Source organism: Variovorax sp. 10N412 (assembly GCF_056394985.1).
In genome coordinates this window covers 101,468-127,189 of record NZ_JBFTIO010000018.1, presented here as the reverse complement: position 1 = coordinate 127,189, position 25,722 = coordinate 101,468, and the positions used below count along the sequence as shown (strand labels likewise).

Genomic DNA, 25,722 nt, shown 5'->3' with positions numbered 1-25,722 from the left:
GGGCCGGTCGGCGCCGGCCACCACCGGCGGCGGCGGCGCGGGAGGACCGGGACGCATGGCCTGCTGCGCGATCAGGTCGCCCAGCGCGTCGCCGGCGGGGGGCGCGGGGCGCACCGGCACGCCGGGCGGAGGCGGCGGTGCGGGCGTGGGGGCCTCGCCGGCCATGGCCGAGCTGCCTGTGGAGCTCCCCGTTGAACTGCCTGCCGTACGGGGCGCGTCGCGCAGCCGCTCGGCGATCAGCGCTTCCATCGGGTCGACGGCCTGCTCGGGGTACAGGTCGAGCACCAGCCGGTGCTTGTACGCGGCCACGGGCGCGAGCGAGAACACCTGCGGCACCACGGCCTGCTTCAGGTCGAACACGATGCGCACCACCTTCGGTGCGTTCTGCCCGACGCGCAGGCCATTGATGAACGGGTCGCCCGGCTTGATCTTGCCGACCAGCTCGCGCAGTTCGGGGTTGAGGTCGATGCCTTCGATGTCCACCGCGAGCCGCGGCGGGCTGCCCACCACGAGCTGCTGCGAATTGAGGCGCGCGTCGGACTCGATGGTCACGCGGGTGTAGTCGGCGGCGGGCCACACCCGCACGGCGAGGATGGAGGCGCCGCGTGCGATCTGGTGCACGCCGAGCATCAGCGCGATGCTGCCGCCTTGCAGCAGCACGCGCCGTTTCAGGCCGCCCGCCTTCATGCGGCGATGCGCGCCAGCAGATCGCGGCCGCGAGGGGTGTTCGCGAGGAGGGTCACGCTGCGTGTGTCGTCAGTCATTGCTTCTATTTTAATAGCGAGGTCGGCAGGTGGGGTACGGCCCGCGGCGTTGTCCGGCCACTCGGCCAGCTTGAGCCCGGGGCCCGCGAAGATGTCGCGAAAGCCCGCGTCGTCCCATTCGCGCGGGTCGGCGAAGCGGTAGAAGTCGAAATGGAAGATCTGCAGGCCGTCGGGCGCCTCGTGCGGCTCCACCACGGCATAGGTGGGGCTCTTGATGCGCCCCGCGATGCCCAGCGCGCGCAGCAGATGGCGTACGAAAGTCGTCTTGCCCGCGCCCAGGTCGCCGTGCAGCGCGATGAACGCGTCGCGCACGGCAGGCGAGCCCGCGAGTGCGCGCGCGAAGGCGTCGGTGTCGTCTTCGCTGCGCCAGCGCAGGGTGCGGGTGCTCGTTTGCGTTTCTACAATCGGCAAGTGATCGTCAGCCATCCACTCGTTGTTCGTATTCAGGCCTTGGCCCGGGATCTCGGATTCTCCCAAATCGGAATCGCGGGCGTCGATCTATCGAGCGCCGAGGACGGTCTGATGCAATGGCTGGCCCATGGGTTCCACGGCGAGATGCAATACATGGCAACGCACGGCACGCGGCGCGCCCGCCCGGCCGAGCTGGTGCCGGGCACGGTGAGCGTGATCACCGCGCGCATGGACTACCTGCCGCGCGACACCTCGCCCGAATGGCAGGCCGTCGAGTTCGACCGGCTCACCCGCCCCGGCGAGGCCATCGTGTCGGTCTATGCGCGGGGCCGCGACTATCACAAGGTGCTGCGCAACCGGCTTGCCAGGCTGGCCGAGCGCATCGCCGAAGAGGTGGGCCCGTTCGGCCACCGCGCCTTCACCGACTCGGCCCCGGTGCTCGAAGCCGAGCTGGCCTCGCGCAGCGGGCAGGGCTGGCGCGGCAAGCACACGCTGGTACTCGACCGCGACGCGGGCTCGATGTTCTTCCTCGGCGAGATCTACGTCGACATGGAACTGCCGCCGAGCGAGCCCGTCACCGCGCACTGCGGCAGCTGCAGTGCCTGCATCGACGTGTGCCCGACGCAGGCCATCGTCGCGCCGCGGCGGCTCGATGCGCGGCGCTGCATCTCGTACCTCACCATCGAGCACGGCGGGCCGATTCCGGCCGAGCTGCGTCCGCTGATGGGCAACCGCATCTACGGCTGCGACGACTGCCAGCTGATCTGCCCCTGGAACAAGTTCGCGAAGAAAAGCACGCTGCCCGATTTCGATGCGCGCGAAGGGCTCACCGGCCGCACGCTGGCCGAGCTGTTCGCCTGGACCGAAGAAGACTTCCTGCGCCGCACCGAGGGCAGCCCGATCCGCCGCATCGGGCATGAACGCTGGCTGCGCAACATCGCGGTGGCGCTGGGCAATGCGGCCGGAGCGGGCGAGGGCGGGGCGCAAGAAGCGCTCGCGACACGGGCCTCGCACGACAGCGAGCTCGTGCGCGAGCACGTGGCCTGGGGCCTGGCGCAGCAGGCCGGCAACTGAATACTCAGGCGGGCAGGATCTCGCGCACGCGTTCCCACGGGCGGCACATCAGCGTGCCGCGCGGCGACACCACGATGGGGCGCTGCAGCAGGATCGGGTGCGCGACGATGGCGTCGAACAACTGGTCGTCGGTCAATGTCTCGTCGGCCAGCTTCAATTCCGCGTAGGGCGCTTCTTTCGTGCGCAGCAGGTCGCGCGGGCCCATGCCCATGGCCTTGGCAAGTTCACGCAGCTTCTTCTTCGAGGGCGGCGTTTCCAGGTACAGCACGATCTCGGGCTCCACGCCGCTTTCGCGGATCAACGACAGCACGTTGCGCGAGGTGCTGCAGTTCGGCTTGTGGAAGATCGTCATCGGGTAGGCGGTGGTGAGGGAGCGTGCGGTCATGGCGGAATCATCGAAAAAACGCGCAATCCGCCGCTGTCACGCCGCCAGCAGCGCGTCGACCTTGTTCAGGGCTTCCAGCGTGCGGAAGCAGGCCTCGGCCACTTCGGTGCCCTTGATGGCGAAGTGGCGGTGGAAGTACTTGCGGTGCTCCACGTGCTCGTGGAAGTGGTGCGGCGTGAGCACGGCCGAGAAGATCGGCACGTCGGTCTCCAGCTGCAGCGACATCAGCGTGCTGACCACCGTGCTCGCCACGAACTCGTGGCGGTAGATGCCGCCGTCCACCACCAGCGCGCAGGCGACGATGGCCGCGTACTTGCCGGAGTTGGCGAGCCGCTTGGCATGCAGCGGAATCTCGAAGGCGCCCGGCACGTCGAAGATGTCGATGCGCTCGCGTGCCACGCCGAGCCGGTCCATCTCGGCAAGGAAGGCGTCGCGGGCCTGGTGGACGATGTCGGCGTGCCACTGGGCCTCGACGAAGGCGATGCGCGTGCCGCGCGGGGAGCCCGATGCCGTCACTGCGGAAAGGGGAAGGTCGTTGATCTGACTCATGGTGTGCCTCTAGAAAGCAGGTTTCCTGAATCAGGGCGCACGAAACCACAGGCCCGCCCGCGCGCCCGCAAATGCGAGGCGCGCGGGCATGCCCGCATTTCGCGCTCTCTTTCATCCGGACTGTGACCGTCGGCTTCGGAATCGCACCGAAATCTGCTGACCCTGGGGCTTGTTGCAAGCTCCAGGCGCTCGCGGGCTTGTGCGGCCTCCTTTCGGAAGAGCCGCCATCACCGCCGGTGGGGAATTGCACCCCGCCCTGAGAACGCTTGCCACCCGGCGAACCGGACGACCGCGCGATTCTAGAAGTCCGGCGCAGGGCCGGGTTGTCGCCCGCGCGCCAGACCTTCAGGCTCACGGGGATTTTCTTCAGAAGCGATACGTGGCGGCCGCGGTCACGTTACGGCGCTGTCCGTAGAAGCAGTCGCCGCGCGTGAGGCAGGTGGTGATCTGCACCTTGTCCGTCAGGTTGCCGACGTTCAGCGACAGGCGCAGCGGGCCGTTGTCCCAGGCGAGCATCGCGTCGAACAGCGTGACCGACGGCGTGCGCAGGGCGTCCGTGCCGTCCCACGATTCGCCCAGGTAGCGCACGCCGCCGCCCAGCGAAAAGCCGGGCACGCCGCCGATCGAGAAGCGACGCATCACCCAGGCCGAGGCCGCATGCTTCGGCACGCCCGACAGGCGCTTGCCCAGGTCGGCCCCGTTGCTGCGCGAGACGCGCGCGTCGGTGTAGGCGTACGAGGCGATCCAGTCCCAGTCGCGCGCGATGCTGCCCTTGTACTCCAGCTCCAGGCCCTTCACGTGCACCTCGCCGAGCTGCACGCTGTTGAGCGGGTTGGTCGGATCGGTGGTCTTGCGGTTGGTGTCGCGCAGGTCGTACACCGCGGCCATGAAGGAGGTGCGCTGGCCTTCGGGCTCCCACTTGATGCCGGCCTCCCACTGCTTGCCGCGCTGCGGCTTGAAGGGCGTGTTGTTCAGGTCGACGCCGCCCAGCGGCAGGAACGACTCCGCATAGCTCAGGTACGGCGCCCAGCCGCCGTCGGCCAGGTAGACCAGGCCCGCGCGCTTGGTCGTGGCCTTGTCGTCGACCGCGGCCGCGGGGCGGCCTTCGGTGTCGGTGTCGGCCTTGTCGTGGCGCAGGCCCAGCAGGCCGATCCATCTGCCGTACTTCACCTGGTCCTGTGCGTAGATACCCACCTGCTTCTGCACCACGGCGGGCTGGCGCGTGAGGACGGCGGGCGGCGTGTAGTTGCCGTACACCGGCGCATACACGTCGAGCGCGCCCGCGCGGCCACGGCCGGTGAGCTGCGAGGTCTGGTTGCGCTGGAAGTCCGCGCCGACCAGCAGCGTGTGCTCGGCCGCGCCAGTCTTGAAATGCGCTTCGGCCTGGTTGTCGACCAGCAGCATCTTGCCGCCGCTGATGGTGGAGCTCAGGTCGCGCTCGATGGTGCGCTGGTCGATGTTGAACACCGGCCGCGCGGGCCGGCCCGTGAGCCGGTTGGCGGTGAAGCTGGTGTACGAGGTGTCGTACCAGACCTTGCTTTCGGTCGTGCGCAGGTTCTGCCGCACCGTCCACGTGTCGTCGATGCGGTGGCTGAACAGGTAGCCCAGCGAGGTGTTGCGCGAGTCGTAGCGGTCGAAGCCCGGCTCGCCGGTGAAGGTCGAGGTGGGAATCTGCCCGTAGAGCGATGGCTGCAGCGTGCCCTGCCAGGGGAAGAAGCCGATCAGCGAGCCGCTCTTGTCCTTCTGGTACGACGCCTGCAGTGTGAGCGAGGTGTCGGTGCTCGGTCGCCAGGTGAGCGACGGCGCCACCAGGATGCGGTCGTCCGACACGTGGTCGACCTGCGTGCCGCTGTCGCGGTTCACGGCCACCAGGCGGTAGAGCCACTTGCCTTCGGTATCGAGCGGGCCGGTGAAGTCGGCCGCCACCTGCTTGCGGTCGTGGTTGCCCAGCTGCACCTGCACTTCGCGCTGCGCCTCCGCTTGCGGCCGCTTCGACACCAGGTTGAGTACGCCGCCGATGCCCCCTTGCCCGTAGAGCACCGACGAGGGGCCGCGCAGCAGTTCGACGCGTTCGAGCAGGTACGGATCGACCTTGGTCGAGTTGTAGGTGCCGTAGGTGCGCTGCAGGCCGTCGAGGTACTGCACCGCATCGCCGCCGCGCACCTTGAACGAATCGACCCGGCTGTCGAAGTAGCTCGACACCACGCCGGCCGTGTAGTTGGTGGTTTCGCGCAGCGTGAGCGCCCCCTGGGCCTCCATCTGGTCGCGCGTGATGACCGAGATGGCTTGCGGCGTCTCGATCAGCGGCGTGTCGGTCTTGGTGGCGGTGCCGCCGCGCCTGGCGACGAAGCCGGTCACCGGGCCGGTCGCGGTCTCGCCCGAATCGCCCGAGACGGTGACGGTGGGCAGCGCCCTGCGGGGCTCATTGGCTTCGTCCTTGTCCTCGGCGTAGGCCGGCACGGCCGCGCTCAGCGCCACGGCGGTGGCGGCGAGCGTGGCGCGGCGGCCGTGCGACATGCGTGAAAGGCGTGAAAGGGGTGAAAGGCGCCAATTCGGGCGACGGATCCTGGATGTCATGTGCAGCTTCTCCTGTGTCCTGCGTGAAAGGGGAGTGGCTGCGGCACGCGTCGGGGCGTGCCATGGCTTCTCGGGTTCGGTTCGGTCCGTGCGAGCGCATCCGGCCGCTCGCCGGATGCCGGCGGCCGATGGTGTTTGTGGGTCTGTGCGTCGTCGGGGCAGCCGTTGCGGCTGCGGTCTTCGTTCCTTCGAAGACGGCTGGCGCGCCCGTGGCGGGCGGCTGGCTGAGCGGCGGAATTATAGAAGCGCTTCAGCGTCCCGAAAGGAACTGCGTCATGCGCTGCAGTTCGTCGTCCAGCGCCGCGCGAAAGGCCGCGTCGCGCGGCTTCCTGTCGACGTAGCCGAAGTCGGGCTGCACCTGTCCGCCGGGCGCCGTGACGTTGGCCCAGCCGATCACGCGGTCGTGCCACAGCAGCGGCAGCGCGTAGTAGCCGAACTGGCGCTTCGGCGCGGGCGTGTAGGCCTCGAACTTGTACGTCCATCCCCACAGCAGCTCGAAGCGGCGGCGGTCCCACACGACCGGATCGAAGGGCGCGAGCAGGCGCACCGCGTCGTCGGGGGCGTGGCGGCGCGAGGCCGGGTTCTCGCCGGCGGGCCAGTACCAGGTGGTGCCGTCGATGCGGCAGCTGGCGAGTTCGTCCCGCGCGATGCGCAGGGCCGCCTGTGTCTGCGCCGACAGGTGCGGCGCGCCGTAGCCGAGCAGGCGCACAAGGTAGGTGAGGCTCGCGGCCGGCAGCGGCGCGTACTTGCGCACCACCAGTGCGATGAGCGCGGCGGCACGCAGCGCGCGGCCGGCGGGGCTGTCGTCGGCGGGCAGGTGCGCGACGGCCGCGTACACGCGCGTGCCGCTGTCGCGCCGCACCACGCGCAGCATGCCGCGGTAGTGCATGCCGTCGAGCAGGTGGGTGGTCGCGTTGCTCGAGCCGCCCCAGTAGTTCTTGACCCGGCCGTGCGCGAAATGCTGCTCGACCTGGCGCGGGTGCACGGGGCCGTGTTCCTGCACGTAGGCCAGCACGTCGGCGGCCTTGCGGCGGGTGTCGGCGTCCCAGGCCTGCCTGGCTTCGCGCGGATGCATCAGCGCCAGATGCTCGCGCGGCAGGAAGCCGTAGTTGACGAGACAGTCTTCCTCGACAGAAAGGCGCGCGTAGCGGCTTTCCAGGTCGCCCGCGCGGTAGTCCTTCACGCGGTGGCGCAACGTAAGGTCTTGCGCACGCGCGGGGGCGCGGATGGGATCGGCCTGGACAAAGCCGAGCTGGCGGATCGCTGCGGGCAGCGTGGTGGGTTTGAAGAGGGTCCGCGCCACGGCATAGCGGCGCAGGTCGTCGAGGGTCGGGTCAGCCATGGGGCGGATTGCAGCATATGCGGCTGCGTTGTGCTTGGTTGAGGACGTCGTTGACGGCTCCTGTTCAGGGCGCGCTCACGCCGACGGGGTACCTTGCTCCGCGAATGTCCTCCGCTTCGCTCCCCCTTTATTTCGCTGCGCAAGGCATCCCATCGGCGCGAGCGTGGGCGGAGCCGGGGTTGATCGCTGATCACCAGCAGCGTGAGCTTGGTTCAGAGCGATCGTTGATCGGGGCGCATCAGCATCGTGTCCAGTGCACAGGGCGCCGGGTGCTCCCCGCAGCGAAATAAAGGAGGAGGGGCGCAGCCCCGGGGGACATTCGCGGAGGGGAGTACCCGGCGCCCTGTGCACGCGCCCTGAACAACAGCGCTAAGAAACGCAAGCAATCTAGACAGCCAGCTTGTGCCGCTCGATGCACACGTCGAGCGTTTCGCTTCCAGGCCGCTGCCACCAGTCGAGGTTGGAAAAAATCTCGACCTCGCTGAAGCCGGCGAACCCAGCGTCCTCGACCCACCCGCGGATCTTCTTCAGCTCGACCACGCCGTCGCCCATCATCCCGCGGTCGCTCAGCAGGTCGCGCGTGGGCGTGAGCCAGTCGCACACGTGGTAGGCCAGCAGGCGCTCCCGGCCCGCGCGGGCAATCTGCTGCCGCAGCTTCGGGTCCCACCACACGTGATAGATGTCCAGCGCCACGCCCAGCATGCCGCTCTTGCCCGCATCGAGTTCGTCGCACAGGTCGAGCGCGTGTTCCAGCGTGTTGATGCACGCGCGGTCGGCCGCCTGCATCGGGTGCAGGGGCTCGATGGCCAGCGGCATCCCGACCTCGCGGGCGTACTTGAGGGATGCGGCAATGCCGTCGCGCACCTCGTTGCGCGCACGGCCGATGTCCGTGTACGCGGCCTTGCCCTCGAGCGCACCGGGCAGCGCGCCCACCACCAGCACGAGGCAGGGCGCATCGAGTGTCTTGGCCTCGTCGATGGCGCGGCGGTTGTCGTCGAGCGCGGCCTTCAGGCCCGCCGCATCCGGCGCCGGAAAGAAGCCGCCGCGGCAGTAGCCCGAGAGGCCCATGCCGTGCGCCTTCAGTTGGCTGGCGACCTTGGCCAGACCGACGGCCGCCACCTGGTCGCGCCACGGGCTGATCGCACGGATGCCGCGCTCGGCGCACTGGTCGATGATGCGGTCCAGCGGCACCTCGGCGCCCAGTTGCTTGCGCACCGTGGCGGTGTTGATCGACAGCCAGTCGTGGTCTTTCGAAAAATCGCGCATGGGGTGGCTTCAGCCTTCCACGCCGTGCAGGGCCAGCAGCGTCTTCATGCGCCGCACCGAAAGTTCGGGCTGCTCCAGCAGGTTGGCCGCGTCGGCCAGGCGGAACAACTCTGCGAAGTGCTGCAGCGAACGCGTGCTCTGCTGGCCGCCCACCATCGTGAAGTGCTTCTGGTGGCCGTTGAGCCAGGCCATGAACACCACGCCGGTCTTGTAGAAGCGCGTGGGCGCCGCGAAGATGTGACGTGACAGCGGCACCGTGGGTCCGAGGATGGCGTGGAACTTCTCGGTGTCGCCCTGGGCCAGCGCACCCAGTGCGGCGCTGGCTGCGGGCGCGATGGCGTCGAAGATGCCCAGCAGCGCATCGCTCTTGCCGTGCGTCGGTTCGCTTCCGAAGCCGTCACCCGCGATGAGCTCGGCATAGTTGAAATCGTCGCCCGTGTACATGCGAACACCAGCCGGAAGACGCCGGCGCATCGCAATTTCCTTGTCCTTGTCGAGCAGCGAGATCTTGATGCCGTCGACCTTGTCGGGGTGCGCCGCGATGATGCCCAGCGCCGTGTGCATGGCCGCGTCGACGTCCTTGGTGCCCCAGTAGCCTGCCAGCGCCGGGTCGAACATGTCGCCCAGCCAGTGCAGCACCACCGGCTGCTTCGCCTGGCCCAGGATGCGGTCGTACACGCGCTCGTAGTCCGCTGGGCTCTTCGCCACGCGGGCCAGTGCGCGGCTGGCCATCACGATCAGCTTGCCGCCGAGCTTCTCGATAGCGGCCATCTGTTCTTCGTAGCCGCGGATCACATCGTCGACGCTCTTCACGCCGTCGATGTCCAGGTGGTCGGTGCCGCAGCCCGAGGCGACGAGAGCGCCGGGAACATCTTTTGCCGCATCGAGCGAGCGGCGGATCAGTTCGAGCGACGTGGGCCAGTCCAGGCCCATGCCGCGCTGCGCGGTGTCCATGGCCTCGGCCACGCCCAGGCCCAGCGAGAACAGGTGGCGGCGGTAGGCGATGGTGGTGTCCCAGTCGACCGCGCATTGCAGCCACGGGTCGATGGCCGCAAGCGGATCGGCCACGACGTGCGCGGCCGAGTAGGCGATGCGGTCGAACTTCACGCCCGCAGCAGGCTTCACCGGCACGGTGCCGCGCAGGGTGTAAGGCGCGAGCGTGCCGCCGGCGGTGGGGAGGATGAGCGAGAGCGCCATGGCCGCCTCAGACCTTCAGCGGGGACACGTCGACCCAGCGGCGGTCCTTCCACGATTCGAGCGCGGCCTCCACCAGCTGCACGCCCTTGGCGCCTTCAGGCAGCGTCCACTTGTAGGGCGCGTTCTCGACCACGTGGCGAATGAAGTGCTCCCACTGGATCTTGAAGCCGTTGTCGTAGACCTGCGAGTCCGGAATTTCCTGCCACTGGTCGAAGAAGTTCATGGTCTGCTTCTCGTCGGGGTTCCACACCGGGCGCGGCGTGGCCACGCGCGACTGGGCGCGGCAGCTCGACAGGCCCGCCACGGCCGAGCCGTCGGTGCCGTCCACGTGAAAGGTGACCAGGTCGTCGCGGCGCACGCGCGTGACCCAGCTCATGTTGATCTGCGCGATGACGGGCTCGCCGTTGTGGCCGGTGAGCTCGCAGGTGGCGTAGGCCGCGTCGTCGGCGGTGGCCTGGTAGGGCTCGCCGGCTTCGTCCCAGCGCTTGGGGATGTGGGTGGCGCCCAGGCACGACACCGACTTCACCTCGCCGAACAGGTTGTCCAGCACGTAGCGCCAGTGGCACATCATGTCCAGGATCATGCCGCCGCCGTCTTCCTTGCGGTAGTTCCAGCTCGGGCGCTGGATGGGCTGCAGGTCGCCCTCGAACACCCAGTAGCCGAACTCCAGGCGCACGCTGAGCATGCGGCCGAAGAAGCCCGCGCGGCGCAGCATGTCGAGCTTGCGCAGGCCGGGCAGGAAGAGCTTGTCCTGCACCGCGCCGTGCTTCAGGCCCGAGCCTTCGGCCAGGCGCGCGATTTCGACGGCTTCGTTCAGGTTGGTGGCGATCGGCTTCTCGCAGTACACGTGCTTGCCGGCGCGGATGGCCTTGGCCAGCAGCGTGGGGCGCATCTGCGTGGTGCCGGCGTCGAAGAAGATGGTGTCGTCCTTGTTCTCCAGGGCCTTGTCGAGGTCGGTGCCCCATCGCGCGATGTTGTGCGCCTTGGCGAGCGCCTCCATCTTCTCGGCGTTGCGGCCGATGAGGATGGGGTCGGGCATGACCTTGTCGCCGTTCGACAGCGTGACACCGCCCTGGGCGCGAATGGCGCAGATCGAGCGGATCAGGTGCTGGTTCATGCCCATGCGGCCGGTGACGCCGTGCATGATGATTCCTAGACGTTGGGTGGCCATCGTTTGCTTCCTTGAGATGCGAGAGAGATTGGAGATCGAAGCGGGGGGCTTCAGTAGACGGAACGCATCGCGTCCCACGAGATGCCGGCGCCGGGTTGGCCGGTGGCGAAGCCGGGCGCGGTGGCGAGCGAGGACAGGTCGAGCTGTCCGTCGCGGATGGCGAGGCGCACCGCGCCGTCGCGTTGCTCGTAAAGGCCGGGGTGCAGCTTCAGCAGGGCCTGCTGTTCGGCCTCGGGCGCGGCTGCCAGGCCGTTGACGTAGTGGTGCCCGTTGCGCTCCACGTGCGACAGGCCCAGCCATGCCACCAGCGCCAGGTCTTGCTGCACGCCGAGGCCGGCCTGCATGGTGAGGTCTTCACCGGAAAGGAAGTAACGCGGCTTGTCCTGGGCCGCATTCCAGTGGGCGCAGCGCGCCGCATTGACCACCGACTTGTAGAAGCCCTTGCAGCTCTTGCTCGACACGCCGGTGTAGCCGAGCGCGCGGGCCTGCACGAAGGCGTCGAGCGTCGCGTCGGATTCGTCGATGAGCAGCGGAATGCGCTTGCCCAGCGCGGACACGTCGCGCTGCAGCGCCGCATCGCGCCGGATCGGCTGCTCGACGAACGCCGTCTTCTGCGCGAGCTTCCACAGCACGGGCGTGGACAGCATGCGGTCGAGAAATGTGGCGAAGTCGCCGGCGTCCGCGTACTGCTCGTTGCCGTCGAGCGTCACCAGCTGCGCGTGGCCGTCGATGACGCGGGCGATGCGTTGGAGCCGGTCGATGTCCTGCGCGGTGTTGCCGCACAGCTTGATCTTGAAGTGCGTGAGGCCGTAGCGGCGCACGGCCGCGGCCAGCGTGGCGGGCAGCCCGTCGGTCGGCGCATCGGGCGCGGCGTCTTCGTCGTCGATGGCATCGGCCAGGCCCACGGTGTGGCGCGCCGCGATGTGCACGCGCGGCGACTTGCCGGCCAGGAACGCGTGCATGTCGAACCCCGCGAGGTCGTCGACCAGCCCGCTGCCGGCGATGTCGATGCCGCCGAGGTTGCCGTTCATTGCCGTGGCAAAGCTCGCGCAGGTGTGCAGGCACAGCGCGTCGAACAGGGCGCGGTCGATCAGCGCCGGGCCGTAGCTGGCCACCAGCGGCTGCAGGCCCTTGGCCTTGGCAAGGTCCTGCAGCGCGGCGTAGTTCGATGCGAAGTGCGTCCACGCGGTCTGCGCTTCGGGCTCGGCCGTGTAGGCCTCGCGCGCGTCGCGCAAGGCAAAGCGCAGTTGCTCGAAGTTCTGCTCGTGGGTGAGCGCGGGGTTCTTGTCGAACCACTTGGGCACCATCATCTCGGCGGCGCAGCCCTCGGCGGTGCGGCCGTCCGCCAGGCGGATGCGGGCCTTCACGTAGACCTGCGGGCAGGCCGTGACGGTGGCCGCGCCGAAGCGGAACGGCAGCCGCAGCGCCACGTGGCGCTCGGCAAAGCGGACTTCCTCGACGTGAAAGCGGATCGCATCCATGGCTGTCGCCTTCAGTGGTCCAGGATGCCCTGGGAGAAGAAATGCGCGCGCACCAGCTTCGTGTACGCGCCGAACTCCGGCGAGGCCATCATGTCCAGCGTGCGGGCGCGCGGCAGGTCGATGTCGTACACGGCGGCAATGGCGCCGGGCCGCTCGCTCATCACGATCACGCGGTCCGACAGGAAGATGGCCTCCGGAATGCTGTGGGTGATGAGCATCACCGTCTTCTTCGAGGCCAGCCAGATGCGCTGCAGCTCCAGGTTCATCTTCTCGCGCGTCATCGCGTCGAGCGCGCCGAAGGGCTCGTCCATGAGCAGCACCGAGGGGTCGTGCAGCAGCGCGCGGCAGATCGACGCGCGTTGCTGCATGCCGCCCGACAGCTGCCAGGGGTACTTGCCCTCGAAGCCCTTCAGGCCGGCCATCTCCATCAGCTCGCGTGCACGCGCCTGCGACGCGGCCTTGGGCAGGTGGCGCATCTCGGCCTGCAGCAGGATGTTGTCTTCCACGCTGCGCCACGGCAGCAGCACCGCGCTCTGGAACACGATGCCCACGTCCTTCTGCGGGCCGACGATGGGCTTGCCCGCCAGCGTGAGGCTGCCGCCGCTGATGGGCAGCAGGCCGGCCACCATCTTCAGCAGCGTGCTCTTGCCGCAGCCCGAGGGGCCGACGACCGAGACGAACTCGCCTTGCCCGATGGCGAAGTCGAGCGGCTTGAGCGACTCGACCGGGCCGTCCTTGCTCTGGTAGATCTTCGAGACGCCGCGCGCTTCGATCAGGACATTGGTAGACATTGAGCTTAAAGAGAGAGCGGAAGCTAGCGAGTTGAAAACGGGCGTTCGGCTTTTTCGTGAGAGACCGCGGAACCGGCTTTGCCGGGCCGCTGGTGTCGCGCCCGGAAGGGGGAGGGAGAAGCGACACGAAGTGCGCGCAGCCTGGGGTGAACCTATTGCGGCAGGAAGTCGAGGGTCACGTAGTCTTCCGGCTTGCCGCGTGTCGATGCGTCCATGCCGCCGTACTGCACCAGCAGGTCGAGCGAGTCGCTCACGTTCTTCATGGCCACGCGAAACGGGCGCTGGTTGCCCGTTTCCTTGGTGTGGTACAGCGCCACGCTCTGCTTCATGCCCACGATCAGCGTGTCGCGCACGCCGGCCTTCGGGTTGGCCTTCAGCATCGCGTCGACCGCTGCCTCGGGGCTCTTCTCGGCGGCTTCGGCGGCCTTGGTGGAGGCGCGCATGAAGCGCTTCACCAGGTCGGGGTTCTCGGTCAGCAGGTTCTTGTTGGTGATGATCCCGGAGCTGATCTGGTTCACGCCAGAGTCGGCGAAGCGGATCGGCGTCACGGGCTTGCCGGTGGCGTCCTGCAGCTTGATGGCCTGGTCCATCACATAGCCCAGCAGCAGGTCGGCCTGGCCGTTGGTGACGGCATTGAGCTTGGTCTGGCCGTCGCCCGAGACGATCTTCACCTGGTCGGCCGTGATGTTGTTGACCTTGAGGAAGAGCGGCCACATCTGCGACATCGAGTCGCCCGGCGTCACGGCCACGGTCTTGCCGATGATGTCCTTGGGTGTCTTGATGTTCTTCTCGGTGAAGCCCATGACCGACATCGGGCTCACCTGGAACAGCACGCCGGTCGACTTCAGCGGCGCACCCTTGGCGGCGGCCTTGATCATGGTCGTGACGTCGATGTAGCCGAAGGTGGCCGACTTGGCGGCCACCGCCTGCGCGGTAACGGCGGAACCGCGGCCCTCCTGGATGTCGAGGTCGATGCCTTCCTCGGCGTAGAAGCCCTTTTCCTTGCCCAGGAAGAAGGGCGCGTGCTCGCTGTACAGGTACCAGTTGAGCATCAGCGTGACCTTGTCCTTGGGCTTGTCGGCCTGGGCGTGGGCCGGTGCGATGGAAAGGACGGCGAAGGTGGCGAAGGCGGCGGCGCCGAGCAGCGAGGGAAGAAGTTTCTTCATGGTCTTGTCTCCGGGAGGTTGTTGGTATGCAGAAGGAACCAGGAACTCAGTGCGCGTGGCGCTGCGAGGCGTGCCACGGAATCATCACGCGCTCGACCAGGTCGACCGCGACGAAAAGAATGACGCCAATGCTCGACAGCACCACCAGCGCGGCGAACATCAGGGGCAGGTCGAAATTGCCATTGGCCACCTGCAGCACATAGCCGATGCCCGAGTTCGAGCCGACGAATTCGCCCACCACCGCACCCACCACGGCCAGCGTGACCGACACCTTCAGGCCGCTGAAGATCTGGGGCAGGGCCTGCGGCAGGCTGATCTTGAAGAAGGTCTGAAGCCGGCTCGCGCCCATGGAGCGCGACAGGTCGATCATGTCGGGCTCGACCGACTTGAAGCCCATCACCGTGGACACCACCACCGGGAAGAAGCCCAGCAGGAAGGCGCTGATCACTTTCGGAAAGATGCCGAAGCCGAACCACACCACGAACAGCGGCGCGATCGCCACCTTCGGGATGCTCTGCGAGAACACCAGCAGCGGGTACACATACGACTCGACCACGCGCGAGTAGGCGATGACCATCGCCATCGGAATGCCGATCAGGATGGTCAGGCCGAAGCCGCCCAGCGTGGCCAGCGTGGTCTTCCAGCTTTCGGACAGCAGGCGCGGCCATTCGGCCACGAGTTGCTTCACCACCTCCCACGGCGGGGGAACCAGGTAGGCCGGAATCTTGAAGAGACGGATCGCCAGGTCCCACAGCACCAGCAGCAGCAAGATGAGGATGAACGGGCGCAGGGCCGGGGAGAGCAGGAGCTTGCGGAGCATGGCGGAGCGGCGCTTTCTTGCGCTTACTGCTGCACGGCCAGGCCGGCGGCCTTCACGAGTTCGGCGTTGCTGGCGATCTCTTCCTTGATGTAGGCGTCGAACTGCGCGGGCTTGAGCGTCCAGGCGTCGGCGCCGAGCTTCAGGAAGCGTTCCTTCACCTCGGGCGTGGCCAGCGCCTTGGCTACCTCTGCGTTCAGTCGTTCGACGATGTCGCGTGGCGTCTTGGCCGGCGCCATCATGCCGATCCAGAAGTTGAACTCCGAGCCGGGCACGCCGGCCTCGGTGGTGGTGGGCACGTCGGGCAGGGCGGCCGCGCGCTTGGGCGAGCCGACGGCCAGCGCCAGCAGCTGGCCTTCCTTGATCTGGCCGATGACCGGCGCGATGGGGGAGAAGTAGTAGTCGACCCGGCCCGAGAGCACTTCGGTCACGGCCTCGCCCGACCCCTTGAAGGGGATGTTGGTCGCGTCGATCTTCGCGGCCATCTTGAACTTCTCGGCGTTCAGGTGCGTGGCGCTGCCCTGGCCGGCGGAGGCGAAGTTCATGCTGCCGGGCTTGGCGCGTGCGGCGGCCAGCAACTGCGGCAGCGTCTTGATGTTCTTCGAGGGCGAGATGACCAGCGCGTTGGGCAGCGACGAGATGGGCGTGACGCCGGCGAAGTCGTGCACCGTGTCGAAGGGCAGCTTGGCGAAGGTCGACGGGCTCACCGTGTGCGAGGACGAATGGATCATGACCGTGTAGCCGTCCGCAGCGGCCGTGGCCACTGCCTGCTGCCCGATGGTGCCGCTGGCGCCGCCGCGGTTGTCGATGACCAGCGTCTGGCCCATGCTGAGGCTCATCTTGTCGGTGATGGCGCGGGCAATGATGTCGGTGGTGCTGCCGGCCGCGAAGGGAACGATCACGCGGATCGGCTTGGTGGGGTAACCGTTCTGCGCGGCGGCCAGGCCCGGCAGCAAGGCCGCGATGCAGGTCAGGGAGGCAATGACGGCGGTGCGTGCAGTGCTTGCAAGAAGAGGCTTCAAGGTTGTCTCCGCGCGGTGGGTCCGCATTCTTTGATCGTTCAATTCACCAATGAGTGAATTAACGATTTTAGGAACGGCTGCGCCGCAGCGTCAACGGCCGCTGCCTAGTGAATACCCGGAGAGTGCGAAGGCGCCGCGAGGGCGCGCGTTCAGTGCGAGGTCAGCGCAGGACGTAGCCCAGCACGAGGTCGGTCATGTGCGAGAGGCGCTGCGCCATCGCCTTGGGCGCGCGCAGGTCGCGCCCGAAGATGGCCGACAGCGTGTGGTTGTTCGACAGGTAGAAGTAGCACAGCGACGCGATCGAGATGTACAGCTGCACCGGGTCGACGCCCGCGCGGAACAGGTGGTCCTTCTTGCCGCGCTCCAGCACGGTGTCGAGCAGCTGCACCAGCGGCGAGTTCATTTCCTGGATGCGCTCGGAGCGCTTCAGGTGCGCCGCGCAGTGCAGGTTCTCGCTGTTGAGCAGCGTGATGAACTCGGGGTGCTCCAGGTAGTAGTGCCAGGTGAAGGACACCAGCTGGCGGATCGCCTCGACCGGTTCGATCTCGTCGAGGTGCAGGCGCTGCTCGGCCTCGCGGATGTCGGCGTAGGTGCGCTCCAGCACCGCCAGGAACAGGTCGTCCTTGCTGCCGAAGTAGTAGTAGATGAGCCGCTTGTTGAGGCCCGCGCGCTCGGCGATGCTGTCCATGCGCGCGCCTGCGAGGCCGCGCGCGGAGAACTCGTCGCGCGCCGACGCGAGGATGGCGAGCTGCGAACGGTCGGCATCGCGCGAACGGGGTTCGAGAAGTTCGGGAGCGTCGGACGCGGAGTCCTTGGGGGCCTTCATGGCGCGAATTTAACCAATTGGTGAATTAACGCAAGGCGTCTGGAGGGGGCGCACATAATTGCCGAAGACATTTGCAGCTGAGGTTCCACTTCTCATGAGTACATCACAACCCGCAGGCCACCTGATCGTGGAGTGCCTGGTCGAGCAGGGCATGGAGATCGCGTTCGGCGTGCCCGGCGAAAGCTTCCTGGCGGTGCTCGACGGCTTTCATGCGTACCGCGACCGTGCGCGCTTCATCGTCAACCGGCAGGAGGGCGGTGCGGCCTTCATGGCCGAGGCGCACGGCAAGCTCACCGGGCGGCCGGGCGTGTGCTTCGTGACCCGCGGTCCGGGTGCGACCAATGCGTCGATCGGCGTGCACAACGCCTTCCAGGACTCGACGCCGATGGTGCTGTTCGTCGGCGATGTCGGCAGCGACTTCCGCGACCGCGAAGCCTTCCAGGAGGTCGACTACGGCAGCTTCTTCGGGCCGAGCACCAAGGGCTTCGCCAAGCGGGTGGAGCGCATCGACGACGCCAACCGCATTCCCGAATACATCGCACGCGCCTTCGCCACGGCGATGAACGGACGGCCCGGACCGGTGGTGGTGGTGCTGCCGGAAGACATGCTGCGCAGCGAGACCGCGGCGCGGCCGTTGAAGCGCGTGGACGCCGTCGAACCCTGGAGCGACCCCGGTGCGCTGCGCACGCTGCGCGAGCTGCTGCTGAAGTCGCAGCGCCCGCTGTTGATTGCCGGCGGCGGCGGCTGGACCGCGCAGGCCGCGCAGGCGCTGCAGCGCTTTGCCGAGAACTGGCGCCTGCCGGTGACCAACGCCTTCCGCTTTCAGGACACGTTCGACAACCACCATCCGCTGTATGCGGGCGATGTCGGCATCGCCATCAACCCCAAGCTCGCGCAGCGCGTGAAGGACGCCGACCTGATCCTGGCGATCGGCCCGCGCCTGGGCGAGATGACGACCGGCGGCTACACGCTGCTCGAGGCGCCCAAGGCGAAGCAGACGCTGGTGCACATCCACGCGAGCGCGGAAGAACTCAACCGTGTGTACCAGGCCGACCTGGCGATCAACGCCGGCATGAGCGCGGCCGCGCGCAGCCTGGAGGTGCTGAGCGCGCCGCCGACGCTGCCGTGGGAAGAATGGACGCTGCAGGCGCATGCCGACTACGAGGCCAACCTGGTGCCGCAGGCGCTCGCCGGCATGCCTGCCGAGACGCCGCGCGGGCCGGTCGACATGGCGCAGGTCGTTGCGCTGCTGCAGAAGCACCTGCCGGCGGATGCGGCCATCACCAACGGCGCGGGCAACTTCGCGAGCTGGGTGCACCGCTACTTCCGCTACCACGGGCTCGCCAAGGGCGCCAAGACGCAGCTGGCGCCGACCAGCGGTGCCATGGGCTACGGCGTGCCGGCCGGCATCGCGGCCAACCTGGCGACGGGGCGCGTGGCCTTCACGATCGCGGGCGACGGCGATTTCCTGATGACGGGGCAGGAGCTGGCCACGGCGTCGCAGCACGGCGGCAAGAGCATCATCGTGCTGCTGAACAACGGCATGTTCGGCACCATCCGCATGCACCAGGAGCGCGAGTACCCCGAACGCACGAGCGGCACGGCGCTGCGCAACCCCGATTTCTGCGGACTTGCACGCGCCTATGGCTATGCAGCCGAGCGGGTGACGGCCACCGGGCAGTTCGAAGCCGCGCTGTTGCGCGCACTGGCGGCGGACACGGGCACGCTGATCGAGATTCCGCTCGACCCCGAGGTGATCACCACGCGCGGCACGCTGGCGTCGATCACGCGCTCGGCGAAGCAGCAGGCCTCGCGCTGAGTTCGGCACGATGCCGGGCCACTTCGGCGCGCAGGGCGCCCGAGCGCAGTTCGAACACGTCGAACAGGCCCAGGGCGTCGAGGGTGGGAACCAGCGACAGCAGGTCGCGCCGCGCGGTGTGTTTCTGTTCGGCAGACGCATGCGCGTCTTCGAGCACGCGCACGTTCGCGAGGAAGGCGCCGACCGATCCCTTGCGCAATGTGCGGCCGTTGATGACGGTGAAGTCCTGGCCGTCGGGCAGTACATCCTGGGCTTGCATGTGTGTTCCTTTGAAGGGGTGGTGAAGATGAACACGATGCTAGGCAGCACGGCGCATTCAGGCTTGCGGCGCGGGGCCAATCGATACCGCCGGCGGGCCAGCCATGGCTGCTGAGGCCTCGGCGAAGCTCTGGCTCGACGCGTACGAGGCACCGCGCGTCACCGGGTATCACGCCCATGAGACCGGTCAGCTGTTCGCGCTGCGCGAGGGCCTGCAGGTCATCGAGACACCGTCGGGGCGATGGGTGCAGCCGCCGGGGTGGATCGGCTGGATTGCGCCGCGCTGCGCCCATGCGGCGCGCAGCTTCGGCGCGACGGCGGGCTGGAGCCTGCACATCGACGCGTCGATGGCGGCCGTGTTGCCGGACGGGCCGCATGTGTTCGCGGTCACGCCGCTGGCGCAGGGGGTGGTGGACCGGCTGACATCGCTGGATGCATCCGACCCCCTCCAGGAGCCACGCCGTGCGCGATTGGTGGGTGTGCTGATCGACGAGCTTGTGGCGGGCGTGAGGCCGTCGCTGCACCTGCCGATGCCGCAGGACAGGCGCCTGGTCGCGATGGCCGCCGCGCTGGCCGCCGATCCGGCGCTGGCGGATGGCATCGACGAATGGGCCGATCGCATCGGCATGGCGCGCCGAACGCTCACGCGCCGCTTCGCGGCAGAGACGGGACTGAGCTTCGCGCAATGGCGCCAGCAGGCGCGTTTGCTGAAGGCGGCGGAACTGCTGAGCGTGAAGGAGCCTGTGACGACGGTGGCATTGACGGTGGGCTACAGCTCGGTGAGCGCCTTCATCGAGGCTTTCCGGAAGCACTTCGGCTGCACGCCGGCGCGCTTCTTCGAGAAGGGGATGGCCTTGCCGCAGGCGAAAAAAAAGCCGGCATGAAGCCGGCTTCCTGATTCGGGAGCGCGAGGCCCCCGGGTGCTTACTTGACGTGCTTGCCGATCAGCGCGGCCAGTTCGAACATCGACACTTGGGCCTTGCCGAAGATTTCCTTCAGCTTGGCGTCGGCGTTGATGTTGCGCTTGTTGGCCTTGTCTTGAAGGTTGTTCTTCTTGATGTAGTCCCACAGCTTGCTCACGACAGCGGTACGCGGCAGCGGCGTCGAGCCGACCACGGCGGCGAGTGCCGGGCTGGGGGTCAGGGCCTTCATGAACGCGGCGTTGGGCGTGCGCTTCTTGGCGGGAGCAGCCTTCTTTGCGGGTGCGGCCTTCTTTGCAGGAGCAGCAGCCTTCTTCGCGGGAGCGGCGGCCTTCTTTGCAGGAGCAGCAGCCTTCTTTGCCGGAGCAGCAGCCTTCTTCGCCGGAGCCGCGGCCTTCTTTGCCGGAGCAGCAGCCTTCTTCGCGGGAGCCGCAGCTTTCTTTGCCGGAGCTTTCTTTGCAGTTGCCATGGTTGATTTCCTTTTTTGGTTGAACGTTCACCAATGAAAAACTTGCGTCTCCAGTGGCATTGCGGATGCTAAAGGAGAAAAAACGCGTTTCCAAGGGGAAAAGCGCTTTTTTCATTGGGGGCTGTTGTTTTTTCAGAGGGGCGAAGCGTCCTTTTTCACGTTCGCCGGGCCGGCCATGTTGCGAGCACCACGCCCACGATGGCGATCACGAACGCAATCAGCTGTGGCGAAGACAGGTTTTCGCCCAGCACGAGCACGCCCACGAGGGCTGCGCTCACCGGCAGCAGCACGGCGAAGACACCCGCTTGTGCGGCTGGTACGTTGCGAAGTCCGGTCATCCAGAGCCACACCGTCCAGATGCTGGCGGCCAGCGCATAGGCCACGAGCAGGGCCCAGGTGCCGAAGCGCACGGCGGTGAAGTCGAACTGCAGCGCGAACCAGATGCCGAAGGGCATCGAGAGCATGAAGCCCCACAGGTTGATGAGCGAGGCGATGCGCTTGGGGCCGAGGCGTCCCGTGAGCGACTTGCCGATCACCGCGTAGGCCGTCTCGCAGAGCACCGCGCAGAACACCAGCAGGTTGCCGAGCCACGGCATCGACGAATGCATGGCGGCGGTCGAGGCCGGTGCGTGCGCGGCAGATGCCGTGGAGAGCGCGAGCAGGCCGATGCCCAGCGCCGCGCAAGCGATGGCCCCGCCGATGCGCATGGTGATGCGCTCGCGCAGGAACAGCCAGCTCGCAACGGCCACGCAGGCGGGGATCGACGCCATGATCACGCCGGCCGACACTGCGCTCGTCAGGCTCACACCGAACAGCATGCAGATCGAGAACAGGAAGTTGCCGAGGAACGATTCGAGGAACACCAGCCAGCGCGTGCGCGACGTCATCGGCGGCTCGTCGGGCGCGCGCTTGAGCCAATGGGGCATGGCGAGTGCCGCAATGCCGAAGCGCAGCCACGCGAGCAGCAGCACGGGGAAGGCGGCGACCAGGGGTTTGGAGAGGGCGACGTAGCCGCCCACGAGCGACATGCTCAAGGCCAGACAGCCGTAGGCCACGAGGCGGCCTGATGCGGGGGCGGTGGAGTTCAATAGACTGGGATCTTGTTGTTGCGGAAAGCGGTTTCGATGATGCCCCACGTTTTTGTCTACGGCACGCTGCGCAGCGGCGGGCGCAACGATATTGCGCGCTACCGGCCATTGCCTGTGCGAGTGGGCGAGGCCTGCATCGACGGCACGCTGTACGACCTGGGCGCCTATCCGGGCATCGTGCTCGGTGGCGTGGGGCGGGTCGTGGGCGAGGTCTATGCAGTCGACCCGGCGGTCGAGGCTGCGCTCGATGTGCTCGAGGAAGTGGCCGATGACGATTCGGGCGAGTACATCAAGCGGCGCGTGGGCGTGGATCTGCGGGGGCAGTGGATCGATTGCCTGGTGTACGAGATTCACCCGTCGCGCACTGCAGGCCGCCATGTGATCCAGAGCGGGGACTGGATCGCGCATGCCGCGCTGAGCGTTGACTCGTTTTCACCCACGAAAGGTTGATTGCGCATTGCGAAATGCGAGAGTGCTGCGCCGCAATATTTTTTCTCAATATGAGAAAAATAATTTTGCATTGAGAAATACTATTGTAAGTTGTTGATTTCATTGGTTGAAAAATATGTCTTCTATAAGACATAAGAGTCCGCGGGCGGATTAAAGTAACCCCACGGCCGCAGCGCCAGACCTTCAACCAACCTCACGGAGTGACCATGCCCCAGACCCTCACAGAACAACTCAGCCGCGAACAACAAATCGCCGCCCTCGAAAAAGAATGGGCCACCGATCCGCGTTGGAAGGGCGTCAAGCGCGGCTACAGCGCGGCCGACGTGGTGCGTCTGCGCGGCTCGTTTCCCATCGAGCACACGCTCGCCAAGCGCGGCGCTGAAAAGCTCTGGGACAAGATCAACGGCGGTGCCAAGAAGGGCTACGTGAACGCGTTCGGCGCGATCTCCGCCGGCCAGGCCATGCAGCAGGCCAAGGCCGGCCTGGAAGCGGTGTATCTGTCGGGCTGGCAGGTCGCCGCCGACGGCAACACCTCCGAGACGATGTACCCCGACCAGTCGCTGTACGCCTACGACTCGGTGCCGACGATGGTCCGTCGCATCAACAACACCTTCCGCCGTGCCGATGAAATCCAGTGGGGCCGTGGCATCAACCCGGGCGACAAGGAGTTCATCGACTACTTCCTGCCGGTCGTGGCCGACGCGGAAGCCGGCTTCGGCGGCGTGCTGAACGCCTTCGAACTGATGAAGAACATGATCGCGTCGGGCGCTGCCGGCGTGCACTTCGAAGACCAGTTGGCTGCCGTCAAGAAGTGCGGCCACATGGGTGGCAAGGTGCTGGTTCCCACGCAGGAAGCCTGCGAGAAGCTGATCTCCGCGCGCTTCGCCGCCGACGTGATGGGCGTGCCGACCATCGTGCTGGCCCGCACCGACGCCGAAGCCGCCAACCTGATCACTTCCGACCACGATGCCAACGACAAGCCGTTCCTGACCGGTGAGCGCACGCAGGAAGGCTTCTACCGCGTCAAGAACGGCCTGGAACAAGCCATCAGCCGCGGCGTGGCCTACGCACCGTACGCAGACCTGGTGTGGTGCGAAACCGGCGTGCCGGACATCGGCTTCGCCCGCGAATTCGCCCAGGCCGTGCACGCCGCATGCCCCGGCAAGCTGCTGTCGTACAACTGCTCGCCTTCCTTCAACTGGAAGAAGAACCTCGACGACAAGCAGATCGCCTCGTTCCAGGAAGACCTGTCGGCGCTCGGCTACAAGTACCAGTTCATCACGCTGGCCGGTATCCACATCAACTGGTTCAACACCTTCCAGTTCGCCCATGCATACGCCAACGGCGAAGGCATGAAGCACTACGTGAACATGGTGCAGGAGCCCGAGTTCGCCGCACGGGAAAAGGGCTACACCTTCGTGTCGCACCAGCAGGAAGTGGGCGCGGGCTACTTCGACGACGTGACCACCGTGATCCAGGGCGGTTCGTCCAGCGTGAAGGCGCTGACGGGTTCGACCGAAGAAGAGCAGTTCCACTGATCCTCGCGGATCGGTTCACGCGCGGCGGCTTGCCGTCGCTTTCAAGCCCGGCTCATCGCCGGGCTTTTGCTTTGGCCCCTTTCCTCGCCGGGGCGCGTGGCTCGAGGAATGCCGTACCCACGGCCCGGGCGGGCAGCGGCTAGAATCTCCAACTCTGCACTCAACAAGAGCGAGAAAGGCACCTTGGTTATGACACCGCGAACTACCCCGCAAGAAATCAGCGGCTTTTTCTTCACCGAAGGAAAAGGCCGGTAGCCCCGCGCGTGCTGGCTTCTGCCAGCTCTACAGCCAAGCAAAGCGCGGTCTTCCACCGCGCTTTTTTGTTTTTCTCCCCGAGGTTTTCACATGATTCAGATCACGCTCCCCGACAACTCGCGCCGCGAGTTCCCAGGCCCTGTTTCGGTGGCCGAAGTGGCCCAGTCCATCGGCCCCGGCCTCGCCAAGATGACGGTGGCCGGCAAGGTCGACGGCAGGCTCGTCGATGCCAGCGACGTCATCGACCACGACGCCAGGCTCCAGATCATCACGCCCAAGGACGACGAGGGCCTGGAGATCATCCGCCACTCGACGGCCCACCTGGTTGGCCACGCGGTGAAGCAGCTCTACCCGACGGCGAAGATGGTGATCGGCCCGGTGATCGACGAAGGCTTCTACTACGACATTTCGTACGAGCGCCCCTTCACGCCTGAGGACATGGAAGCCATCGAAGCGCGCATGCGGGAGCTGATTGCGCAGGACTATGACGTCGTCAAGAAGATGACGCCGCGCGCCGAGGTGATCGAGGTCTTCAAGTCGCGCGGCGAGGACTACAAGCTGCGCCTGGTCGAGGACATGCCCGACGAGCAGGCCATGGGCCTGTACTACCACCAGGAATACGTCGACATGTGCCGCGGGCCGCACGTGCCGAACACGCGCTTCCTGAAGGTCTTCAAGCTCACGAAGCTGGCCGGTGCCTACTGGCGCGGCGACGCCAAGAACGAGCAACTGCAGCGCATCTACGGCACGGCCTGGGCCGACAAGAAGCAGCTCGACCAGTACATCCAGCGCATCGAGGAGGCCGAGAAGCGCGATCACCGCAAGCTCGGCAAGGAGCTCGACCTGTTCCACATCGACGAAGTGGCGCCGGGCGTGGTGTTCTGGCACCCGAAGGGGTGGGCGGTGTGGCAGCAGGTCGAGCAGTACATGCGCGGCATCTACCGCGACACGGGCTATTGGGAAGTGAAGGGCCCGCAGATTCTCGACAAGAGCCTGTGGGAGAAAACGGGCCACTGGCAGAACTACCGCGACAACATGTTCACGACGGAGTCGGAAAAGCGCGAGTACGCGCTCAAGCCGATGAACTGCCCGGGCCACGTGCTGATCTTCAAGAGCGACCTGCGCAGCTACCGCGACCTGCCCCTGCGCTACGGCGAGTTCGGCCAGTGCCACCGCAACGAGCCCAGCGGCGCGCTGCACGGCATCATGCGCGTGCGCGGCTTCACGCAGGACGACGGGCACATCTTCTGCACGGAAGACCAGATCCTGGACGAGTGCATCGCCTACACGGAGCAGTTGCAGAAGGTTTACGCCGACTTCGGCTTCACGGACATCCTCTATAAGGTCGCGACGCGTCCCGAGAACCGCGTGGGCTCCGACGAGCTGTGGGACAAGGCCGAGCATGCGGTGATGGAGTCGCTGCGCCGTTCGGGCGTCGACTTCGTCATCTCGCCGGGGGATGGCGCCTTCTACGGCCCGAAGATCGAATACACGCTGCGTGACGCCATCGGTCGCCAGTGGCAGTGCGGCACGATGCAGGTCGACTTCAACACGGCGGAGCGCCTGGGCGGCGAGTACGTGACGGAGTCGAGCGGCCGAGCGCACCCCGTGATGCTGCACCGCGCGATCGTCGGCAGCCTGGAGCGGTTCATCGGCATGCTGATCGAACACCACTCCGGCGCAATGCCCGCATGGCTCGCTCCGGTGCAGGTGGCGGTGCTTAATATCAGCGAAGGACAGGCCGATTACGCCCGGGACGTGGCGAAAGCGCTGCAAAATCAAGGGCTTAGGGTTCAGCTTGACCTGCACAACGAAAAGATTACGTATAAAATACGGAAGCATTCGTTGCAAAAGCTCCCTTACATCCTCGTCGTAGGCGACAAGGAAAAGGAAGCAGGTGCCGTCGCAGTGCGCGCCCGGGGCAATCAAGACCTCGGTGCAATGTCCCTCGAATCGTTCGTGCAACGGCTCGTCCAGGATGTTGCTGACAAGCGTTGATTTGTCCGGGAAACACCTCATATGTTTCCCCTGCAGGTCGTATCGCTTGTCCGCGAGGACTGATCGGCGTTCGCTACAGATTTTGTAG

The 25,722-nt window shown here is 66.8% G+C and carries 24 protein-coding genes and 1 riboswitch; of the genes, 6 read left to right on the top strand and 18 right to left on the bottom strand.

Going from position 1 to position 25,722, the window contains the following annotated elements; genetic code table 11:
- Positions 1-687: AMIN domain-containing protein (locus AC1DJH_RS28500; RefSeq protein ID WP_478187981.1), on the bottom strand; the 687-nt coding region annotated here is incomplete at its 3' end.
- Positions 684-1,190 (bottom strand): tRNA (adenosine(37)-N6)-threonylcarbamoyltransferase complex ATPase subunit type 1 TsaE, encoded by a 507-nt coding sequence (gene tsaE / locus AC1DJH_RS28495; protein WP_472124910.1) that lies wholly within the window; start codon positions 1,188-1,190, stop codon positions 684-686. The genes tsaE and AC1DJH_RS28500, both read right to left, overlap by 4 nt.
- Between tsaE and queG the strand changes: the two genes are divergently transcribed.
- Positions 1,176-2,249, top strand: a complete 1,074-nt coding sequence (gene queG / locus AC1DJH_RS28490; protein ID WP_478187980.1) for a tRNA epoxyqueuosine(34) reductase QueG — start codon at positions 1,176-1,178, stop codon at positions 2,247-2,249. The two genes, tsaE and queG, sit on opposite strands and share 15 nt — an antisense overlap.
- 4 nt (positions 2,250-2,253) lie before the next feature.
- Here queG and arsC read toward each other — a convergent pair whose 3' ends face one another.
- The 13 genes from arsC to AC1DJH_RS28425 all read right to left on the bottom strand — a co-directional run bounded on the left by arsC (position 2,254) and on the right by AC1DJH_RS28425 (position 16,839).
- Entirely contained in the window at positions 2,254-2,634 is a 381-nt protein-coding gene (arsC, locus tag AC1DJH_RS28485) for an arsenate reductase (glutaredoxin) (protein ID WP_478187979.1), read from the bottom strand.
- A 36-nt stretch (positions 2,635-2,670) separates the two neighbouring features.
- Complete coding sequence (locus AC1DJH_RS28480; protein ID WP_472124902.1) at positions 2,671-3,183, bottom strand: 6,7-dimethyl-8-ribityllumazine synthase; 513 nt, start codon at positions 3,181-3,183, stop codon at positions 2,671-2,673.
- Between the two features lie 99 nt (positions 3,184-3,282).
- A riboswitch (FMN riboswitch) is annotated at positions 3,283-3,451 on the bottom strand.
- Positions 3,452-3,549: 98 nt separating this feature from the next.
- A complete protein-coding gene (locus AC1DJH_RS28475; RefSeq protein WP_478187978.1) occupies positions 3,550-5,700 on the bottom strand; it encodes a TonB-dependent siderophore receptor in 2,151 nt (716 codons plus the stop codon).
- A gap of 310 nt (positions 5,701-6,010) precedes the next feature.
- On the bottom strand, positions 6,011-7,102 hold the full coding sequence (locus AC1DJH_RS28470) for a DNA glycosylase AlkZ-like family protein (RefSeq protein ID WP_478187977.1): 1,092 nt from the start codon (positions 7,100-7,102) through the stop codon (positions 6,011-6,013).
- A gap of 387 nt (positions 7,103-7,489) precedes the next feature.
- Positions 7,490-8,368 (bottom strand): sugar phosphate isomerase/epimerase family protein, encoded by an 879-nt coding sequence (locus AC1DJH_RS28465; RefSeq protein ID WP_478187976.1) that lies wholly within the window; start codon positions 8,366-8,368, stop codon positions 7,490-7,492.
- Positions 8,369-8,377: 9 nt separating this feature from the next.
- Positions 8,378-9,565, bottom strand: coding sequence for a dihydrodipicolinate synthase family protein (locus AC1DJH_RS28460; RefSeq protein WP_478187975.1), 1,188 nt, complete (start codon positions 9,563-9,565; stop codon positions 8,378-8,380).
- A 7-nt stretch (positions 9,566-9,572) separates the two neighbouring features.
- Positions 9,573-10,736 (bottom strand): Gfo/Idh/MocA family protein, encoded by a 1,164-nt coding sequence (locus AC1DJH_RS28455; protein ID WP_478187974.1) that lies wholly within the window; start codon positions 10,734-10,736, stop codon positions 9,573-9,575.
- 50 nt (positions 10,737-10,786) lie between these two features.
- Entirely contained in the window at positions 10,787-12,217 is a 1,431-nt protein-coding gene (locus AC1DJH_RS28450) for an enolase C-terminal domain-like protein (RefSeq protein WP_478187973.1), read from the bottom strand.
- Between the two features lie 11 nt (positions 12,218-12,228).
- Positions 12,229-13,008, bottom strand: a complete 780-nt coding sequence (locus AC1DJH_RS28445; RefSeq protein ID WP_478187972.1) for an ABC transporter ATP-binding protein — start codon at positions 13,006-13,008, stop codon at positions 12,229-12,231.
- Between the two features lie 152 nt (positions 13,009-13,160).
- Positions 13,161-14,174, bottom strand: a complete 1,014-nt coding sequence (locus AC1DJH_RS28440; RefSeq protein WP_478187971.1) for an ABC transporter substrate-binding protein — start codon at positions 14,172-14,174, stop codon at positions 13,161-13,163.
- A gap of 46 nt (positions 14,175-14,220) precedes the next feature.
- Positions 14,221-14,994 carry an ABC transporter permease gene (locus AC1DJH_RS28435; protein WP_435436664.1) on the bottom strand — a complete coding sequence of 258 codons (774 nt, stop codon included), beginning with the start codon at positions 14,992-14,994 and terminating at the stop codon, positions 14,221-14,223.
- Positions 14,995-15,017: 23 nt separating this feature from the next.
- Complete coding sequence (locus tag AC1DJH_RS28430) at positions 15,018-16,013, bottom strand: tripartite tricarboxylate transporter substrate binding protein (protein WP_478187970.1); 996 nt, start codon at positions 16,011-16,013, stop codon at positions 15,018-15,020.
- Positions 16,014-16,173: 160 nt separating this feature from the next.
- Positions 16,174-16,839 (bottom strand): TetR/AcrR family transcriptional regulator, encoded by a 666-nt coding sequence (locus AC1DJH_RS28425; protein ID WP_478187969.1) that lies wholly within the window; start codon positions 16,837-16,839, stop codon positions 16,174-16,176.
- A gap of 94 nt (positions 16,840-16,933) precedes the next feature.
- Here AC1DJH_RS28425 and AC1DJH_RS28420 point away from each other — a divergent pair, with 94 nt between their 5' ends.
- Positions 16,934-18,658 (top strand): thiamine pyrophosphate-binding protein, encoded by a 1,725-nt coding sequence (locus AC1DJH_RS28420; protein WP_478187968.1) that lies wholly within the window; start codon positions 16,934-16,936, stop codon positions 18,656-18,658.
- Here the strand turns inward: AC1DJH_RS28420 and AC1DJH_RS28415 are convergent.
- Positions 18,624-18,917, bottom strand: a complete 294-nt coding sequence (locus AC1DJH_RS28415) for a hypothetical protein (protein WP_478187967.1) — start codon at positions 18,915-18,917, stop codon at positions 18,624-18,626. The genes AC1DJH_RS28420 and AC1DJH_RS28415 overlap by 35 nt on opposite strands.
- A gap of 103 nt (positions 18,918-19,020) precedes the next feature.
- Between AC1DJH_RS28415 and AC1DJH_RS28410 the strand changes: the two genes are divergently transcribed.
- On the top strand, positions 19,021-19,800 hold the full coding sequence (locus AC1DJH_RS28410; RefSeq protein ID WP_478187966.1) for a helix-turn-helix domain-containing protein: 780 nt from the start codon (positions 19,021-19,023) through the stop codon (positions 19,798-19,800).
- 40 nt (positions 19,801-19,840) lie between these two features.
- Here AC1DJH_RS28410 and AC1DJH_RS28405 read toward each other — a convergent pair whose 3' ends face one another.
- Together AC1DJH_RS28405 and AC1DJH_RS28400 are read right to left on the bottom strand one after the other, a co-directional pair.
- Positions 19,841-20,305, bottom strand: a complete 465-nt coding sequence (locus tag AC1DJH_RS28405; RefSeq protein WP_093128656.1) for an SWIB/MDM2 domain-containing protein — start codon at positions 20,303-20,305, stop codon at positions 19,841-19,843.
- A gap of 155 nt (positions 20,306-20,460) precedes the next feature.
- On the bottom strand, positions 20,461-21,393 hold the full coding sequence (locus tag AC1DJH_RS28400) for a DMT family transporter (protein WP_478187965.1): 933 nt from the start codon (positions 21,391-21,393) through the stop codon (positions 20,461-20,463).
- A 36-nt stretch (positions 21,394-21,429) separates the two neighbouring features.
- On the opposite strand from AC1DJH_RS28400, the gene AC1DJH_RS28395 reads away from it, so the two are divergent.
- The 3 genes from AC1DJH_RS28395 to thrS all read left to right on the top strand — a co-directional run bounded on the left by AC1DJH_RS28395 (position 21,430) and on the right by thrS (position 25,634).
- A complete protein-coding gene (locus tag AC1DJH_RS28395; RefSeq protein WP_478187964.1) occupies positions 21,430-21,843 on the top strand; it encodes a gamma-glutamylcyclotransferase family protein in 414 nt (137 codons plus the stop codon).
- Between the two features lie 206 nt (positions 21,844-22,049).
- The gene (gene aceA, locus AC1DJH_RS28390; RefSeq protein ID WP_478187963.1) at positions 22,050-23,381 is read left to right on the top strand and encodes an isocitrate lyase; all 1,332 of its coding nucleotides are present in this window, start codon (positions 22,050-22,052) and stop codon (positions 23,379-23,381) included.
- A gap of 345 nt (positions 23,382-23,726) precedes the next feature.
- On the top strand, positions 23,727-25,634 hold the full coding sequence (gene thrS / locus AC1DJH_RS28385; protein ID WP_478187962.1) for a threonine--tRNA ligase: 1,908 nt from the start codon (positions 23,727-23,729) through the stop codon (positions 25,632-25,634).
- Positions 25,635-25,722: the final 88 nt, after the last annotated feature.

Excerpts from the sequence above, each read along its gene's own strand:
- AC1DJH_RS28480 (WP_472124902.1), bottom strand. The coding sequence starts at position 3,183 with ATGAGTCAGATCAACGACCTTCCCCTTTCCGCAGTGACGGCATCGGGC.
- tsaE (WP_472124910.1), bottom strand. The coding sequence starts at position 1,190 with ATGGCTGACGATCACTTGCCGATTGTAGAAACGCAAACGAGCACCCGC.
- AC1DJH_RS28465 (WP_478187976.1), bottom strand. The coding sequence starts at position 8,368 with ATGCGCGATTTTTCGAAAGACCACGACTGGCTGTCGATCAACACCGCC.
- AC1DJH_RS28445 (WP_478187972.1), bottom strand. The coding sequence starts at position 13,008 with ATGTCTACCAATGTCCTGATCGAAGCGCGCGGCGTCTCGAAGATCTAC.
- AC1DJH_RS28415 (WP_478187967.1), bottom strand. The coding sequence starts at position 18,917 with ATGCAAGCCCAGGATGTACTGCCCGACGGCCAGGACTTCACCGTCATC.
- AC1DJH_RS28450 (WP_478187973.1), bottom strand. The coding sequence starts at position 12,217 with ATGGATGCGATCCGCTTTCACGTCGAGGAAGTCCGCTTTGCCGAGCGC.
- AC1DJH_RS28425 (WP_478187969.1), bottom strand. The coding sequence starts at position 16,839 with ATGAAGGCCCCCAAGGACTCCGCGTCCGACGCTCCCGAACTTCTCGAA.
- AC1DJH_RS28460 (WP_478187975.1), bottom strand. The coding sequence starts at position 9,565 with ATGGCGCTCTCGCTCATCCTCCCCACCGCCGGCGGCACGCTCGCGCCT.
- thrS (WP_478187962.1), top strand. The coding sequence starts at position 23,727 with ATGATTCAGATCACGCTCCCCGACAACTCGCGCCGCGAGTTCCCAGGC.
- AC1DJH_RS28440 (WP_478187971.1), bottom strand. The coding sequence starts at position 14,174 with ATGAAGAAACTTCTTCCCTCGCTGCTCGGCGCCGCCGCCTTCGCCACC.
- aceA (WP_478187963.1), top strand. The coding sequence starts at position 22,050 with ATGCCCCAGACCCTCACAGAACAACTCAGCCGCGAACAACAAATCGCC.
- AC1DJH_RS28435 (WP_435436664.1), bottom strand. The coding sequence starts at position 14,994 with ATGCTCCGCAAGCTCCTGCTCTCCCCGGCCCTGCGCCCGTTCATCCTC.
- arsC (WP_478187979.1), bottom strand. The coding sequence starts at position 2,634 with ATGACCGCACGCTCCCTCACCACCGCCTACCCGATGACGATCTTCCAC.
- AC1DJH_RS28395 (WP_478187964.1), top strand. The coding sequence starts at position 21,430 with ATGATGCCCCACGTTTTTGTCTACGGCACGCTGCGCAGCGGCGGGCGC.
- AC1DJH_RS28410 (WP_478187966.1), top strand. The coding sequence starts at position 19,021 with ATGGCTGCTGAGGCCTCGGCGAAGCTCTGGCTCGACGCGTACGAGGCA.
- AC1DJH_RS28420 (WP_478187968.1), top strand. The coding sequence starts at position 16,934 with ATGAGTACATCACAACCCGCAGGCCACCTGATCGTGGAGTGCCTGGTC.
- AC1DJH_RS28405 (WP_093128656.1), bottom strand. The coding sequence starts at position 20,305 with ATGGCAACTGCAAAGAAAGCTCCGGCAAAGAAAGCTGCGGCTCCCGCG.
- AC1DJH_RS28475 (WP_478187978.1), bottom strand. The coding sequence starts at position 5,700 with ATGTCGCACGGCCGCCGCGCCACGCTCGCCGCCACCGCCGTGGCGCTG.
- AC1DJH_RS28455 (WP_478187974.1), bottom strand. The coding sequence starts at position 10,736 with ATGGCCACCCAACGTCTAGGAATCATCATGCACGGCGTCACCGGCCGC.
- AC1DJH_RS28470 (WP_478187977.1), bottom strand. The coding sequence starts at position 7,102 with ATGGCTGACCCGACCCTCGACGACCTGCGCCGCTATGCCGTGGCGCGG.